We start from the raw sequence: 13,183 nt of genomic DNA on the forward strand, positions 1-13,183 counted from the left end.
TCCACCTTTACAATGTGCCGGTCCCGCCATCCGAGCACCACACCTGGCCGGATGTGTAGCTGCTTTCTACCGATGCCATGGTGACGTAGAGCGGGGCGATCTCCGCCGGCTGGCCGGGTCTGCCGAGCGGTGCCGAAGCGCCAAACTCTTTCACTTTCTCCTGCGGCTGGCCGCCGCTGGACTGTAGTACGGTCCAGTAGGGTCCAGGTGCCACGGCATTGACGCGAATCCCCTCTTTACCCAGCTGTTTTGCCAGCGATTTGGTAAAGGCGACGATACTCGCTTTGGTTTGTGCATAATCCAGCAGAATTTCACTGGGCTTATAGGCCTGAACCGAGCTGGTATTAATAATCGACGCCCCGCGAGGAAGATATTCCAGCGCGGCTTTAGTTATCCAGAACATGGCATAGACATTGGTTTTAAATGTCGCGTCAAAATCTTCCGTACTTAACGTTCGAATCGATTCGTTATATTGCTGACGGCCTGCGTTGTTGACCAGAATATCCAGTCCGCCCAGTTTTTCAGCCGCCTCTTTTACCAGCTTCTGACAAAATTCCTCACTGCGGATATCACCAGGCAGCGCAACGGCTTTCCGCCCTTCCGCCTCGATGAGTCGGATGACCTCCGCCGCGTCCGGCTCCTCTTCCGGCAGATAACCGATTGCCACATCGGCACCTTCGCGGGCGTAGGCAATCGCCACCGCACGGCCAATACCGGAGTCGCCACCGGTAATTAGCGCTTTGCGCCCGGCAAGGCGACCACTGCCTTTATAGCTTTTTTCGCCGTGATCCGGCACCGGGATCATTTTACTGGCCAGCCCCGGCATCGGCTGAGGCTGTTCGACGAAGGGAGGTACAGGGTAGTCAACAGGATTAAGGTTCTTGTGAGTAGGCATGTATTCTCCTTCATTTTTTCAGTGAGGTTTAAGCCTGGCACAGATATTCACTTTCACAATAAAACTCTCACTCAGAATGTTAATCGTTAAATTCACACCCTCTTAAAAATAGCAAGCAATCCTCTTTAACCTGTCATACCTTTATAAATTTCAGAGCCTTGTAAAATCGGCATATTTATATCTGAAAGTGTCGCATAACAGAACTCATCACGACATATTTAATTAACATTTAGTCTGTGAATGAATTTAATAAAATAAGAATCAAGATAATAGGAATTAAGCAAGGCGGTGATAATCAGAAAGGGAAACATCCTGTTTCAGCAGGAAATAAAGGGCAGGCCGCCGTCATTAACGGCCAAAAAGTTTGCCAAGAAGATCTCGCAGATGCATCAGCTCAGTTTCATCCGTTGTGGCGTCAAGTCGAACGATTAGCTTAAGACAGACGGAAGTACAGCTAAGATTTTTCCCCTGGCGAAGTATTTCTACGGTAATTTTTCCCAATAGCTCAATTTGATACGGGTGAGTCACCCGGCAAAAATAACTGCTTATCCCACCGGGTTTTTCCGGAAGCAAGCCATCTTGATGCATAGGAAGTCCTGGCTGAAAAAAAAGTGGGTAATATCGCAAAATAACTGATGCCCGTGTTCAAGTACAGTAGAGATTGAAATTGGGGGGAAAGTAGCCAAAAAAGACATTATCCTCCACCTTAGTGCGGAGCTGGATAGCAGTTCCGATCCTGCAGGCTAACCGTGCTGAGGAACAGACTGAAGATTATTGTTAGCAGCACGCCGCACGATGAAGGTTTTCGATGTCTGAGTGACCGGAGAAATGGGTCTCGCAAGGCGTGCTGAAGTAAAGGTTGGGGAGACCCAAACTCAGTTGTCGTGAAGATTAAGGATTTAAGGGTTTATAAATTGAAATCCTGAAGGTATCAGTGCAACAGGCGGGCCAGAAATTTTATCGCTTCCCGACAGGCGTTAACAAAATCTGGTTTTTCAGCATCTTGCGCCATCCTGTGGAGTTCATTAATTATCTCATGAACTGTCAGCTGCTGGTCCGGCTTTAGCAGTCGTGTTACGACAGTTCCTATAACGACATAGATATCTTCAGTGGTAGTGTCATCTATCACAAAACCTCTCTAGACAGGTGGACGAGTTATTATTATAGCACAATCCAGCTTATTGTGCTGGCAGAAGCACTTCCGGCAGGGTTTATCGACTGCGGGAGCGGCATCAGTGGAGCCGTTGTTGTGAAGGTACATCAGCGGATGAACTCTCTTTTTCCCCAGAGCTGTTCAGCCTTTCCGACCGGATTTCTTTTATTGCACGCACTGCCGCATTCACGCGTTCTTCATCCAGTTCGTTGGCAACGATCGCATGAAGTTTGGCCAGTAGCGAATGCCACGTGATGGGGGCATTGTCGTTGAGCAACTCAGTGACCGCTTCACCAATAATATGCTCTGTCATTTTTTCGTCTGAATGATTATTCATCGGTCAATTCCTGTAACGTGTTTAAAACGAAGCTTAACATAAACTCAAAATAAAGATGCCAGAGCAATCCCCCGCACCGTGCTGAACCTGTGGATCAGGAGGCTAAACGAAAAGGTTAAGCCTCCATTTCCCTTTGTTATCTGTTTTTAAACATATCCCCCGCCCGTCAGCGGCTGGCTGGCGTTCTTCAGCACGTTATTCAGCCGCTGCAATGCGTTAGTAAGCTGGGAGAGATCACGCGCGCCGCCGAGGGAAATTCGAATGCCGGACAGTACGCCGCCAACGGGTGAGAACACGTACGAGGGCGTAATTCCAAGGCCGACTTTCGCCGCCGAATGCACCAGCGAATGGGGATCGAACCCCGCCTCTCCGGCCAGCCAGACGTGCAGGCCAAACGGACTGGAAATGATTTTTCCGGGCAGAATGCTGTTGGCTAAAGCCACGCGCTGAGCGTTTTCCTGCCGCAGTTCCTGCAACAGTTCCATCGCCGCCCCGGAGTTAATCCAGTCCGCCGTCACCGCCAGCATCAGCGGGTTAGCAATCAATACGTTGGCGCGGATAACACCCGCCAGCGGCTCCCAGGATGTGGATTCGGGGCAAATCACCCACGCCACCCGCACGCCAGGGGTCAGGCACTTCGACAGCGTGGAGACATACCAGGTATTGTGCGGTGCCAGCGTGGCAATCGGCGCAGGCGGCTCATCGGGCAGCAGGCCGTAAGGGTCATCCTCGATCAGCGTCAGGTTATGCGCTGTCAGCGCTTCTGCTATGGCTTTACGTCGCCCGGCGGAAATCGTCAGGGCCGTAGGATTGTGGATCGTCGGATTCAGATACACCACCTTCGCACCGTAGGTCTTGCAGGCGTGGATCAGTCCGTCGGGGTCCATCCCCTGCTCATCCGCTGCTACGGTGACAATCTGCAAATTATGCTGGCGGGCGGCGGAGATAAATCCCGGATAGGTCAGTTCATCCGTCACCACCACATCACCGGGCTTGGTCAGCAGTGAGAGCAGCGCGCTGATGGCCGTCTGCGCACCCGGGCAGGCGACCACCCGCTGGCTGTCGAACTCGCCGAGCAGCGGTTTCAGCCACTTCACCGCCGCATTGCGCTCTACTGCTGAACCTGCCCCCACGTGATAGGTCATCAGCGATTCCGCATCAATCGAGGACTGCAAACGTTCTAAGGAGCGGCTTATCAGCGGCAGTATTTTTGCCGATCCCGGCGGGGTGTTCATGCTCAGGTCGATATGCGACAGCGTATCCGGCTGATAGGAGATAAACGATCCCCGGCCGCTCGCCGCCTGCGTCAGATTTCTTTCACGCAGCTCATTGTAGGCGCGGGTGACCGTGGTCAAATCCACCTTCAGCATCTCCGCCAGTTCGCGCTGGGTTGGCATCCGGTCACCGGGCAACAGCTCTCCGGCGTCGATCGCGGCGGTGACCATATTCACGATCTGCTTATATCTTGCCCCATTGCCCGGCTTTATTGGATAGATCCAGTGCGTTTTTATCGATGTTGTCTTCTTTTTTTCGGCAAATGACATAGATCACCCTTTAAAATACCCATACAAAAGAGTATAAAAAGCGCCTGTTGTTGCAAATAAAATGCATTTAATCGCTATCTTGTATGGATTTTGTTGGCATATAAACACAAAACCAAAAAGAGGATAACAAATTGATAACAGGGTCGACTAAGAATGGTGTGGAACAGATAAACGTAAAAGCGCTATCTGAGCACCGCGTATTGCCAGAAGGATACAACATTTCGCCTGCGGAACTCTGCATAAATGCGAAGAAATTATAGGGTATTCAGGATGTTGAAGAACACAATAAAATCAGTTAAGGCAATGATTGTTCTGGCAATTATTCCCTTAATGACCGGCTGTAGCTGGACGCTGTTTAACTCCAAAGGACAGGTAGGTAAGGAACAGGGAAACCTGATTATCACCGCGATTCTGCTGATGCTGATCGTGGTGATTCCGGCGATTCTGATGACCTTTGCCTTTGCATGGCGCTATCGCGCAGGGAACAAAAAGGCGAAATACACTCCGGAATGGGCGCATTCCACCAAAGTCGAAGTGGTTGTCTGGGGGATACCGCTGATCATTATCATCGCGCTGGCAATTATTGTATGGATAAGCACCCACCGCCTCGATCCCTACAAGCCGCTGGAATCTGCAAAACCGCCGCTGACCGTTGAAGTGGTCGCCACCGACTGGAAGTGGGTGTTTATCTACCCGGAAGAGAACATTGCCACGGTTAACGAGCTTTATATTCCGGTCGACCGCCCGGTTTCCTTCCAGATCACCTCTGACTCAACGATGAATACCTTCTTCATTCCGCAGCTGGGCGGCCAGATTTATGCCATGGCCGGAATGCGTACCCAGCTGAACCTTATTGCCGATGAAACCGGGCAGTTTGACGGTATCTCCGGCAATTTCAGCGGCCCGGGATTCTCAGACATGAAGTTCATCACCCACTCGACCTCGGACGGTGATTTCCAGCGCTGGGTCAGCGGGATTAAAGCGCAGAACCATCCGCTGAGCTTCAGTGGCTTTAAAACGCTGGCCCTGCCTTCCGAAAAACATCCGGTTGAACACTTCTCAAGCGTTGAGCCGGAGCTGTTCCAGCGGATTATCGATCAGTACATGGATTCCGGCATGGACCGGCACGCAGATGACGCGCACGCCGGGATGAATATGGGTTCAGCCGAAATGCCTGTGAACCACGCAGGCGAATAAGAACGATGGAGCAAGCGATGTTTGGCAAATTAACACTTGATGCAATCCCCTATCACGAGCCCATCGTCATGGTGACGGTGGCCGCCATTATTCTGGGCGGCCTGGCGGTGGTGGCCGGGATTACCTGGTTAAAAAAATGGACCGTGCTGTGGAACGACTGGCTGACCACCGTTGACCATAAACGCATCGGCATTATGTATATTTTCGTGGCGCTGATTATGCTGATCCGTGGTTTTGCGGATGCGATTATGATGCGTACTCAGCTGGCAGTGGCCGGTGGCGGCAGCGAAGGTTTCCTGCCGCCCCATCACTACGATCAGATCTTCACCGCTCACGGGGTGATTATGATCTTCTTCGTCGCCACGCCGTTTATTACCGGGCTGATGAACATCATCATGCCGCTGCAGATTGGCGCGCGCGATGTGTCGTTCCCCTGGCTTAACGCGCTCAGCTTCTGGCTGTTTGTCGGCGGGGTGATTCTGGTCAACCTGTCACTCGGCGTCGGCGAATTCGCCCAGACCGGTTGGGTGGCCTATCCGCCGCTATCGGGGATCAAGTTCAGCCCCGGGGTGGGGGTCGATTACTATATCTGGAGCCTGCAACTCTCGGGGCTGGGTACGCTGCTGACCGGGGTGAATCTGTTTGTCACCATCCTGAAAATGCGTGCGCCGGGCATGAAGCTGATGACCATGCCGGTATTCACCTGGACCACCCTGGTGACCTGCGCGATTATCGTTGCCGCGTTCCCGATCCTGACGGCGGCGCTGGCGATGCTGACGCTGGACCGCTATCTGGATATGCATTTCTTCACCAATGAACTGGGTGGGAATGCGATGATGTACGTGAACCTGATCTGGGCCTGGGGCCATCCGGAAGTGTACATTCTGGTGCTGCCCGCCTTTGGCGTGTTCTCGGAAGTCACTCCTACTTTTGCGCGCAAAAAACTGTTCGGCTACACCTCTATGGTCAGCGCCACGGTGGCGATCGGCATTCTGTCGTTTATCGTCTGGCTGCACCATTTCTTCACCATGGGCTCCGGTGCCAGCGTTAACGCCTTCTTCGGCATTATGACCATGATTATCGCCATCCCGACCGGGGTGAAGATCTTCACCTGGCTGTTTACCATGTATCGCGGCAATCTGGTCTTTACCACGCCGATGCTGTGGATACTGGGTTCACTGGTCACCTTTACCGTCGGCGGCATGACCGGCGTGCTGTTAGCCATCCCCGGCGCGGACTTCCTGCTGCACAACAGTCTGTTCCTCGTGGCTCACTTCCATAACGTGATTATTGGCGGCGCGCTGTTCGGCTACTTCGCAGGCTTCGGCTTCTGGTTCCCGAAAGTCTTCGGCATTCAGCTGAATGAAAAACTGGGTCGCTACTCGTTCTGGTGCTGGATTATCGGCTTCTATCTGGCCTTTATCCCGATGTATATCCTCGGCTTTATGGGGATGACCCGCCGCCTGAACCACTACACTAACCCGGACTGGGGACCCTATCTGAAGATCGCGGAAGTCGGTGCCTTCTTTATCCTGTTCGGCATTCTTTTCTTCCTTGCGCAGATCTACGTCAGCGTCCGCGACCACTATAAACAGCGGCAGCAACCCTGCGCGGAAGATCCGTGGGACGGCCGCACGCTGGAGTGGGCCACCGCATCACCACCGGCGTTCTATAACTTTGCCGTCGTTCCCCATGTCGACAGCCTCGACTACTGGCACGAAGCGAAGAAAAAAGGACTGCCGCCAAAACCGGCTAAATACGATGCATTCCAGATGCCGCGCAATTCCGCTTCGCCGTTTGTGGTGTCGATGATCGGCACGCTGCTTGGCTTCGCGCTGATCTGGCATATCTGGTGGCTGGCGATCTTCTGCGTATTTGGTATGGCCGCCGGCGTCTTTTTGCGCGTCTACGACCAGGACATTGAGTACACCGTCACGGCGGAAGAGATTGAAAAGATCGAAAACCAGCGCATTCATTCAGTTACGGAAAAGGCTTAACTATGAGTAGTCACACACTCACTCCGGCTCTGCATCATCAGGCAGAGCATGACCACGAGCATCACGATCACGGCACCAAGCTGGGTCTGTGGATTTATCTGATGTCCGACTGCATTCTGTTCGGCAGCTTTTTCGCCACCTACGCGGTGTTAAGCGATGCCTTTGCCGGTGGGCCAACGCCGAAGGACATCTTTGAGATCCCCTACGTGCTCACCGAAACCTTTATGCTGCTGCTGTCGAGCATCACCTGTGGCTTCGTGATGCTCGCGCTGCGCCAGGGGAAAAAGAATCAGGTGCTGTTCTGGCTGGCAGTGACCTTTCTGTTCGGCCTCGCCTTTGTCGGAATGGAGATCAACGAGTTCCACCATCTGATTGAGAACAATGCCGGTCCCGATCGCAGTGCCTGGCTGTCGGCGTTCTTTACTCTGGTGGCCACCCACGGCCTGCACGTCAGCATTGGTCTGATCTGGATGGGTATTATGATCCATCAGATTATGACCCGGGGGCTGGGTGGCAAAACCACCCTGCGGCTGGAGTGCCTGAGCCTGTTCTGGCACTTCCTCGACCTGGTCTGGATCTGCGTGTTCACCGTTGTTTATCTGCTGGGGGTCTATTAAATGAGCAAGGCGGTTTTACATTCCGACAGCCACGATAGCGGCAGCTATAAAAGCTATATCACCGGCTTTGTGCTCTGCGTAGTGCTCACGCTGATCCCTTTTATGCTGGTGATGTATCCGGTTGGCCCGCGCTGGGTCACCATCACCCTTTTTGTGGTCACGGCGGTGGCGCAGCTGCTAGTACAGCTGGTTTATTTCCTGCATTTAAATCGTAAGACCGAGGACGGCTGGAATCTGGCAAGCTTTGTTTTCACCCTGCTGATTCTGTTAATCATTATCGGGCTGTCAATCTGGATCATCTGGAGTATGCATTACCACATGATGATTAACCGATAATAAAAATGGCCTGTTGTTTCTATTCAACAGGCCATTTTTCAGTGTTCATTTTTAAATTTCGCCGCGTGCTGTTTAATCAGTTCGGCGCAGGATTCGTTATCGAAGTAATCTCTTATTTTATCTTTACCTTCTCGCTCTGTCTGATTGCAGGCATCAATCTGCTTTAACGAATTTTCCTTTGCGGATGATTTATCCTGCATAGTCATGCAGAGGATCATCACACCATATACCGCCGCGATAAAAATGCAGGCCGCCAGCATCAGCATTAAACATCCACCTTTACCGCGTTCTTTTTTATTCACCCTCTTTAATTCCATAACTGACTCCGCTTAATTCAACCCGCATTGAAATAACAAAAAAAGCCCGACCCCAAAACGGGGCGGGCGTATGAATAGGAGGATCACACACTTAAACAACAACACCTCCCTTGTCGAAATAAATACTACACCCCACATCAGACCAGGTAAAGTTAAATATATAAATAAAACTGTTATAGTTTTTATTTCACTGACTGTTATTGTTAATAACCACCTCTATTTATAATAATGATTACCACTACAATTATGACGTTTATTACGCTTTATGTGGAAAATTAAAAATCCCTCTGCATAGCTTTTTTCTTATCCCTTAATAAGGAATAAAACTGCGGCAATATAAACCGATTGCATATAATCTTGAGTATTGTAACCGATGTATGATGTTCCACCCTTAGCTGACGGCATGGAAATCTCTGGCGGAATCCATCACCGGGGCAACGATTTGGCTGCGGATAACAAAGTCACCGAAACCTTCATTCTCCTCCCGTCCTTCAGACCAGCGGGCGATCAGCTCATCCATCATCTCTATCAATTCAGCGCTGCTGAAATTGTCGCGATAAAGCCGTGGTATGCGCGTGCCCTGCCGGTTGCCGCCAATATACAGGCTGTAGCGATCGGGCGCTCTGCCCACCAGCCCCATTTCCGCCAGCATGGCGCGGCCGCAGCCGTTCGGGCAGCCGGTGATGCGGAACACAATCGATTCGTCACTAAGCCCATGGCGATCCAGTGACTGTTCGAGGCTTTTCACAAAATCAGGCAGTACGCGTTCGGCCTCGGCCATCGCCAGCGGACAGGTGGGGAACGATACGCAGGCCATGGAATTTTTTTCCAGGCTGGTGACCGTATCGTCGATCAGGCCGTGCTGGCGGGCAATGGCATCAATCTGCTGCTTATTCTCCTCACTGACGCCCGCCACGATGAGGTTTTGATTCGCCGTCAGGCGGAAGTCACCCTGATGAATTTTCGCGATTTCCGCAACGCCGCTTTTAAACGGATAGCCGGGTTTATCAATCAGCCGCCCGCTGGGAATAAACAGCGTTAAATGCCACTGCCCGTCCACACCCTCTACCCAGCCGATGCGATCCCCGCGCCCGGTAAGCTGATAGGGTTTGACCGGCAGGAAGCTGACCCCCGCTCGCTTTTCCACCTCGGTTTTAAACACTTCAACGCCCACACGCTCCAGGGTGTATTTGGTTTTGGCATTGCGCCGGTTGCTTCGGTTGCCCCAGTCACGCTGCACCGCAACCACCGCTTCGGCAATTTGCAACGTTTCTGCCAGCGGGATAAAACCAAATTCCGATGCAAGGCGTGGCCAGGTGGAAACATCGCCCTGGGTCATGGCAAGACCGCCACCGACCAGCACATTGAAACCGGTCAGCTTTCCATTCTCACCGATGGCAATAAAGTTCAGATCGTTGGCGTGAAGATCCACATCATTCTGTGGCGGGATAACCACCGCGGTTTTAAATTTTCGCGGCAGATAGGTGGTGCCGAGAATAGGTTCCTTTTCTTCATTCAGCGACACCTTTTCTTTATCCAGCCAGACTTCGGCGTAGGCATTGGTGCGGGGTAACAGATGTTCGGAAATCTTTTTCGCCCATTCGTAAGCTTCAATATGTAAATTCGACTCAACAGGATTGGCCGTGCATAACACATTGCGGTTGACGTCACCGGCGGTGGCCCTGGAATCCAGCCCCAGCCGGTGAAGTAGCTGATGAACCGGTTTAATATTATGTTTTAATACGCCGTGAAACTGTACCGTCTGCCGGTTGGTAATACGAATGCTGCCATATAATGTATTATCGCGCGCAAACTCATCGATACCCAGCCACTGCTGCGGGCTAATTATTCCGCCCGGCAGTCTTATCCTGAGCATCACGGTATGCAGCGGCTCAAGCTTTTGCGCAATACGATCCTGGCGGATATCGCGATCGTCCTGTTGATACATCCCGTGAAATCGAATCAGCTGAAAATTATCGCCGCTAAAGCCACCGGTAATATTATCATCCAGATCGCTGGTGATGGTGCCGCGAAGTAATGCGCTATCGCCTTTTAATCGTTCGTTATCAGAAAGTTTTTCATCGCTCATAATAGACTTACCACTCTTTATCATAATGAGCAGAAAGTTAATCACTGAATACTGACTGTAACAATGCACAGAAATAATTTAGCGAGCTATAACAGTTTACCCTGATTTATCAACCGCTTTTATTTATTACATCTATCAATTAAACAAATAATAAGCCAGCCGTGAAAGGATGACTTATTATTATATCAATTTGAAATATCAATGTGGGAAAGGTTATAGATCAATCCGCATATCACTACAGCGAAGCGACGCACCGGCAAGCTCAGAAGGATACAGATTCTCAGAGATAAAGATAAATCCGTGCTTTTCATAAAACGACCGGGCATTCGGCGTGGCAGAAAGCGTCAGCGAATTGTAGCCGCGCTGCCGTGCTTCCTGTTTGATAACCTCCAGGATGCTCCCAGCCAGCCCCCTGCCGGTAAAGGACGGCAGGGTGAAAATAGCTTCAACGCTGCCGGAGGACAGATCGAGAAATCCGGTCGCAACCGGTTGATTATCCGCGTCTGTTGCCACGAAGAAGGGATGATGGGTAATCGCCCGACGATATCCCTCCGGCATCGCTTCCGGTGTCCAGGCATGGATAACCTCCGCGTCGTAACATTCCCGGCATCCGTGGCGTATCGCCTGATTGCGGACATCCCAGCACACTTCAGCTTCAGAAGGTAATGCCTTTCTGATATTCATCATTGACCTCTCTGCCTGCTTTCCTGCCGGTAATTACGCGTCGCGTAGCCAGGGTGTAAAGGTCACGCCCGTCAGCAGGCCCTCCGGGCTGAGCAGGCGCGTCACCGTCTGGCCCCATGGCTCTTCGCGCTGTGCCACCAGCAAACGATAGCCTGCTGCCTCCAGCGTGCGGGTCGCCGCCTGGATATCACGCACTTCGAATTCGATCCATCCCTGTGGTTCAGGCAGGTCAGATGGCCACCGCTCGCTGCCGAAGCAGGACAATGCGGCCTGCGCCAGCGGCCACAGGGCGAAATGTTTTACCCCACCCAGCGCATCGTGCTCGCTCAGCAGATAATCTTCATTTCCTTCCATCGCCTTTAGCGGTAAACCGACAGCGTCGCGATAAAATGCAGCGCTGGCTTCGGTGCTGCGCGTGACCGGGCCAAAACCGGCAACGAAGAGAACATCAACTCCTGCTAAATCCTGCGTCATGGTGCTTCCCTTTTCATGTTATCGACATCAGTACATTCTGATGTCGATAACTTAGCAAGATTACGTGAACGAGTAGAACAATATTCCCAGGACCAACAGCCAACGGTACGCCGACGATTGAGTAAAATCGATTATCCCTCTGATGAAGTTGAAATTACAGGCTGACACTCGATGGGGAAATTAAGAGAGTTAGCGATAAAGCACTGTTCATGAGCCTGATGATGAAGGTCTGTCGCCAACTGGATGTCATCACCTTCGCGAATCACAATTTCAGGGCGTAATGTGATGCGGGTAAAATGCCCGCGATCGCCATCAATCATCGAGCCTTCTGCACGATCCAGATAGGCACACACGCTGATCCCCGCTTCTGCGCAAAGATGCAAATACCACAGCTTATGGCAGGCCGATGCCGATGCAAGCAGCAGGTCTTCCGGATTCCAGCGCGATTTGTCACCGAGAAAAGCCGGGTCGGACGAACCGCTTATCTCAGCTTTATTTAATGCTGAAATCGTAAAGTCACGGCTGTACGCTTTATAGGATTCCGTACCCTGCCCTTTGTTACCCACCCATTCGATATTTACACGATAGTGATGCTCGCGCTGCGCCATGATGATTTCTCCTGTCTGGAATTTCCCGTTGTTTATTGCCCCAGAGACAGCGTGCTGCTTACCCCGCTCTGGTTGAGAATATCATAATGGTATACCATTAAACCAAAATCAACAGGGGATGTTTATGACACTTAAAACGCAATCCACGGCCAGTCTTCTGGCCGATCGTCTAAGGGCGATGATTAACAACGGTACGCTGACAGAAGGCACCAGACTGGTGGAACGCGACCTCGCCAGCCAGTTTTCAGTCAGCCGCGTTCCGATGCGGGAAGCCATCCGGCTGCTGGAACAGGAAGGGCTCGTGGATCTCTATCTTAATCGCGGGGCGGTAGTCAGAACGCTTTCAGCCGATGATATTCGCCATATTTACCACCTGCGAGCGCTACTGGAAGGCGATGCAATTTTCTACAGCGTACCTGATTTCGATGCCGAATCCCTGGCGCGAGCCGAGCTTGTCCACCATCTTTTGGGTGGTGCAAACGATACAGAAAAGCAAGGGGCGCTGAATCTGGAGTTCCATAACATTCTCTATGCTGCCTGCGGTAATCCACGCCAGCTGCTGCTGATTGCTGAACTGCGCAACCAGATAGAGCGCTATGAACACCTGCAGCGGAAGCTGCTTGCCGATACACCGATGTTTCAAGATGAACACGCCGCTATTCTTGACGCCTGCCGGAGCGGCGATGCGGAGAAAGCGCGTGAAATGACCATTGAGCATATCCTGTCAGCCGGGAAAATCGTTCTGGATGCCGTGGCTCGCTCTGCTGAGCGTAAATCATCATCTTGAAAGAAGAGTCTGAACGGGTTCTTTGAAAACGGTTGAAGCAGGCTCATGCGATAGCGCCGCCTCCCCACAAAGCAAAACCAAATATTAACAAAGTGTTTCAGTTACAGGCATTTGTCGCGTTTTCACAAAAAGGCCGATGGCCTCCTGG

At 51.8% G+C, this 13,183-nt stretch carries 14 protein-coding genes; 5 read left to right on the plus strand and 9 right to left on the minus strand.

What is annotated here, in order from left to right:
• Nucleotides 1–7 precede the first annotated feature (7 nt).
• The 4 genes from OMR58_RS01115 to OMR58_RS01130 all read right to left on the minus strand — a co-directional run bounded on the left by OMR58_RS01115 (nucleotide 8) and on the right by OMR58_RS01130 (nucleotide 3,929).
• Nucleotides 8–895: an SDR family oxidoreductase gene (locus tag OMR58_RS01115; protein ID WP_200544845.1), complete on the minus strand. Its 888-nt coding sequence runs from the start codon at nucleotides 893–895 to the stop codon at nucleotides 8–10.
• A 348-nt stretch (nucleotides 896–1,243) separates the two neighbouring features.
• Nucleotides 1,244–1,483, minus strand: a complete 240-nt coding sequence (locus OMR58_RS01120; RefSeq protein WP_200544844.1) for a biofilm development regulator YmgB/AriR family protein — start codon at nucleotides 1,481–1,483, stop codon at nucleotides 1,244–1,246.
• Nucleotides 1,484–2,127: 644 nt separating this feature from the next.
• The gene (locus OMR58_RS01125) at nucleotides 2,128–2,385 is read right to left on the minus strand and encodes a hypothetical protein (protein ID WP_264544923.1); all 258 of its coding nucleotides are present in this window, start codon (nucleotides 2,383–2,385) and stop codon (nucleotides 2,128–2,130) included.
• Nucleotides 2,386–2,531: 146 nt separating this feature from the next.
• On the minus strand, nucleotides 2,532–3,929 hold the full coding sequence (locus OMR58_RS01130) for an aminotransferase-like domain-containing protein (RefSeq protein ID WP_264544924.1): 1,398 nt from the start codon (nucleotides 3,927–3,929) through the stop codon (nucleotides 2,532–2,534).
• A gap of 270 nt (nucleotides 3,930–4,199) precedes the next feature.
• Here OMR58_RS01130 and cyoA point away from each other — a divergent pair, with 270 nt between their 5' ends.
• Genes cyoA through cyoD form a run of 4 tightly spaced genes read left to right on the plus strand, consistent with a single transcriptional unit; the run spans nucleotide 4,200 to nucleotide 8,076 of the window.
• Nucleotides 4,200–5,126 (plus strand): ubiquinol oxidase subunit II, encoded by a 927-nt coding sequence (gene cyoA, locus OMR58_RS01135; protein ID WP_200559133.1) that lies wholly within the window; start codon nucleotides 4,200–4,202, stop codon nucleotides 5,124–5,126.
• A 17-nt stretch (nucleotides 5,127–5,143) separates the two neighbouring features.
• Nucleotides 5,144–7,123 carry a cytochrome o ubiquinol oxidase subunit I gene (gene cyoB, locus OMR58_RS01140; RefSeq protein WP_264544925.1) on the plus strand — a complete coding sequence of 660 codons (1,980 nt, stop codon included), beginning with the start codon at nucleotides 5,144–5,146 and terminating at the stop codon, nucleotides 7,121–7,123.
• Nucleotides 7,124–7,125: 2 nt separating this feature from the next.
• Nucleotides 7,126–7,740, plus strand: a complete 615-nt coding sequence (cyoC, locus tag OMR58_RS01145) for a cytochrome o ubiquinol oxidase subunit III (protein ID WP_200559135.1) — start codon at nucleotides 7,126–7,128, stop codon at nucleotides 7,738–7,740.
• Entirely contained in the window at nucleotides 7,741–8,076 is a 336-nt protein-coding gene (cyoD, locus tag OMR58_RS01150; protein ID WP_200559136.1) for a cytochrome o ubiquinol oxidase subunit IV, read from the plus strand.
• Between the two features lie 38 nt (nucleotides 8,077–8,114).
• On the opposite strand, the gene OMR58_RS01155 is transcribed toward cyoD, so the two are convergent.
• From OMR58_RS01155 to OMR58_RS01175, 5 genes are all read right to left on the minus strand, one after another.
• Entirely contained in the window at nucleotides 8,115–8,393 is a 279-nt protein-coding gene (locus OMR58_RS01155) for a hypothetical protein (protein ID WP_264544926.1), read from the minus strand.
• Nucleotides 8,394–8,784: 391 nt separating this feature from the next.
• Entirely contained in the window at nucleotides 8,785–10,482 is a 1,698-nt protein-coding gene (gene cysI, locus OMR58_RS01160) for an assimilatory sulfite reductase (NADPH) hemoprotein subunit (RefSeq protein WP_264544927.1), read from the minus strand.
• 213 nt (nucleotides 10,483–10,695) lie between these two features.
• Complete coding sequence (locus OMR58_RS01165) at nucleotides 10,696–11,166, minus strand: GNAT family N-acetyltransferase (protein ID WP_264545153.1); 471 nt, start codon at nucleotides 11,164–11,166, stop codon at nucleotides 10,696–10,698.
• A 33-nt stretch (nucleotides 11,167–11,199) separates the two neighbouring features.
• Complete coding sequence (locus tag OMR58_RS01170; protein WP_264544928.1) at nucleotides 11,200–11,640, minus strand: VOC family protein; 441 nt, start codon at nucleotides 11,638–11,640, stop codon at nucleotides 11,200–11,202.
• A gap of 131 nt (nucleotides 11,641–11,771) precedes the next feature.
• Nucleotides 11,772–12,248, minus strand: a complete 477-nt coding sequence (locus OMR58_RS01175; protein ID WP_264544929.1) for an OsmC family protein — start codon at nucleotides 12,246–12,248, stop codon at nucleotides 11,772–11,774.
• Between the two features lie 124 nt (nucleotides 12,249–12,372).
• On the opposite strand from OMR58_RS01175, the gene OMR58_RS01180 reads away from it, so the two are divergent.
• The gene (locus OMR58_RS01180) at nucleotides 12,373–13,035 is read left to right on the plus strand and encodes a GntR family transcriptional regulator (RefSeq protein WP_200559141.1); all 663 of its coding nucleotides are present in this window, start codon (nucleotides 12,373–12,375) and stop codon (nucleotides 13,033–13,035) included.
• Nucleotides 13,036–13,183 lie beyond the last annotated feature (148 nt).

The sequence above is a fragment of the Erwinia sp. INIA01 genome (assembly GCF_025947915.1).
Taxonomy (GTDB): domain Bacteria; phylum Pseudomonadota; class Gammaproteobacteria; order Enterobacterales; family Enterobacteriaceae; genus Erwinia; species Erwinia coffeiphila.

Coding starts and splice junctions, on each gene's coding strand:
- cyoB (WP_264544925.1), top strand. CDS start 5,144: ATGTTTGGCAAATTAACACTTGATGCAATCCCCTATCACGAGCCCATC.
- OMR58_RS01120 (WP_200544844.1), bottom strand. CDS start 1,483: ATGCATCAAGATGGCTTGCTTCCGGAAAAACCCGGTGGGATAAGCAGT.
- OMR58_RS01180 (WP_200559141.1), top strand. CDS start 12,373: ATGACACTTAAAACGCAATCCACGGCCAGTCTTCTGGCCGATCGTCTA.
- cyoC (WP_200559135.1), top strand. CDS start 7,126: ATGAGTAGTCACACACTCACTCCGGCTCTGCATCATCAGGCAGAGCAT.
- OMR58_RS01165 (WP_264545153.1), bottom strand. CDS start 11,166: ATGAATATCAGAAAGGCATTACCTTCTGAAGCTGAAGTGTGCTGGGAT.
- cysI (WP_264544927.1), bottom strand. CDS start 10,482: ATGAGCGATGAAAAACTTTCTGATAACGAACGATTAAAAGGCGATAGC.
- OMR58_RS01175 (WP_264544929.1), bottom strand. CDS start 12,248: ATGGCGCAGCGCGAGCATCACTATCGTGTAAATATCGAATGGGTGGGT.
- OMR58_RS01170 (WP_264544928.1), bottom strand. CDS start 11,640: ATGACGCAGGATTTAGCAGGAGTTGATGTTCTCTTCGTTGCCGGTTTT.
- OMR58_RS01155 (WP_264544926.1), bottom strand. CDS start 8,393: ATGGAATTAAAGAGGGTGAATAAAAAAGAACGCGGTAAAGGTGGATGT.
- OMR58_RS01125 (WP_264544923.1), bottom strand. CDS start 2,385: ATGAATAATCATTCAGACGAAAAAATGACAGAGCATATTATTGGTGAA.
- cyoA (WP_200559133.1), top strand. CDS start 4,200: ATGTTGAAGAACACAATAAAATCAGTTAAGGCAATGATTGTTCTGGCA.
- OMR58_RS01130 (WP_264544924.1), bottom strand. CDS start 3,929: ATGTCATTTGCCGAAAAAAAGAAGACAACATCGATAAAAACGCACTGG.
- OMR58_RS01115 (WP_200544845.1), bottom strand. CDS start 895: ATGCCTACTCACAAGAACCTTAATCCTGTTGACTACCCTGTACCTCCC.
- cyoD (WP_200559136.1), top strand. CDS start 7,741: ATGAGCAAGGCGGTTTTACATTCCGACAGCCACGATAGCGGCAGCTAT.